The sequence below is a fragment of the Chamaesiphon sp. OTE_20_metabat_361 genome (assembly GCF_031364565.1).
The window spans coordinates 1-1,845 of record NZ_JANLWO010000839.1 but is presented as its reverse complement, the minus strand read 5'-3'; the positions used below and the strand labels follow the sequence as shown (position 1 = coordinate 1,845).

Here is a 1,845-nt window from a genome sequence, read left to right as displayed (position 1 = left end):
ACATCAGTCACGATCCCTTCGGGTGTCTGGTGTTGGCGGACTAAAGGCAGATCGCGGCGTCCGTTACTTTCGGGTAAATGAATCCGCCGCTCGATCATTAGGGAATTTTGGACTTCTGACTCGGAAAAAGGAATCCCCAATCGAATACTCCCCAAATCGTCCGCATACAGGATGTACCGCAGGCTCGATGTGCTGTGATAAAACCGATTGGAGAACCGCGCGACGCTAGTTAGGTCGTTTTCCGCGATCTGGGGGGCAATATTTGCCGCCAGCAGCAGTCCTAAATCTCTACCAAACCGCGTGTCATTGATCCGCGCATCGGCTTGAATGGTATTTACTGCCCAAAAAGTCAAGCCACTGACAATCAACGACACCGCCAAAGTGGCTGCTCCCATCAGTTTAGTCTGGAGTGTGAACTCCATCCACCAATGGCGAATGATATCGCGCAATTTGTCGAACATGGCTCGCATGACAGGGATAGGGGATGGTGAAGAGGATATTGGTGAGAAATGTTGTGTGGTGACGCTCCGCATCCATACTCATGCACTTACAGATCTAAGTCTGTATTCACTCCTACTATAACAGCGATTACCTAACGGTAGGCTACGCCAACGCTTGAATGGCTCGGAGATCGAGTGTCATTGGCAAAGAGGTAAGAGGTAATGGGTAAGAGGTAAGAGGTAATGGGTAATGGGTAATGGGTAATGGGTAAGAGGTAATAATTTTTTCGATCGATCCCTCGATCTGTCGTGCTCTAGTTAGAGATTGGCAGGAGAAATTGGAGCGATTTTTAGTCAGGATTGCTAATTAGGAGCTGACACAATTGCCGAAAATCATCGCCGCGATGCTCGAAGCTAGTATATTGGTCGAAACTCGCACAAGCAGGGGATAATAACACCACCTTGGCTTGATGCTGTGTGGCAAGTTGGCTCGATCGAGTCACGGCATTTTTCATCGTCTCGACGATTTCATAGTGAGGATACCCGATAGACTTTAATCGATCGGCAAATCGAGTGCCAGCGTTCCCAATTAATAATACTGCGGCGGCTTTTTGTTTAATTGTCTCCAACCATGCCAGATCGTCGCCTTCTTTAGCTTCGCCACCTGCAATCAAAATTACTGGTGCTTTGACTGCTGTCAATCCCACATCGGCGGCATCATAATTAGTCGCTTTACTATCATTAATATAGTCTACTCCTGCATAGGTGCAGATATATTCGAGGCGATGAGCAACCCCAGGGAAACTAGCGACAGCTTTGGCGATCGCCCTATTCTCGATTCCGGCTAATTTAGCTACACCCACAGCCATTAAGAGATTTTGCAAATTGTGATCTCCAGGCATTTTTAGTGATGCAACGGGTAATACTTTTTCACCTCGGAAATATACCCAACTATCGGCAATCCAGACCCCGCATTTGGGATTGCCCCGCAAATCTTGTTGTCCTTTTACGCTCGTCCAAGTTGCTTCATGCCAATCAGATGCGCCGAGATCGTGGAGATAGCGATCGTCACCATTGAAGATTTGATGCTGTGAATTGCGAAGTAATTTAGCTTTGATTTGGGCGTATTTATCAACAGTTTTATGACGAGCTAAATGATCGGGAGTGAGTGTCGTCCATACCCCGATTTGTGGTTTGAGCGTAAAAGTAGACTCGATTTGATAGCTACTGAGTTCGGCAATAATCCAAGCTGGCTTAGTTTCGAGCAATGCTAGTTCGCAAGCAGCAAACCCGATGTTACCACACCCGATCGTCTCCAATCCCGCCGCCTGAAAGATCGCATCAACTAGAGCTGTGGTAGTCGTCTTACCATTAGTTCCGGTAATCGCCACCCAGGGAATATCGC

1 protein-coding gene and 1 pseudogene are annotated in these 1,845 nt (G+C 47.5%); both read right to left on the bottom strand.

Annotated elements, in window-relative coordinates; genetic code table 11:
* A pseudogene (locus RMO35_RS23520) lies at window positions 1-470 on the bottom strand (PAS domain-containing sensor histidine kinase); the annotation flags it as partial.
* 320 nt (window positions 471-790) lie between these two features.
* Window positions 791-1,845: UDP-N-acetylmuramoyl-L-alanine--D-glutamate ligase (gene murD / locus RMO35_RS23515; protein WP_309744894.1), on the bottom strand; the 1,055-nt coding region annotated here is incomplete at its 5' end.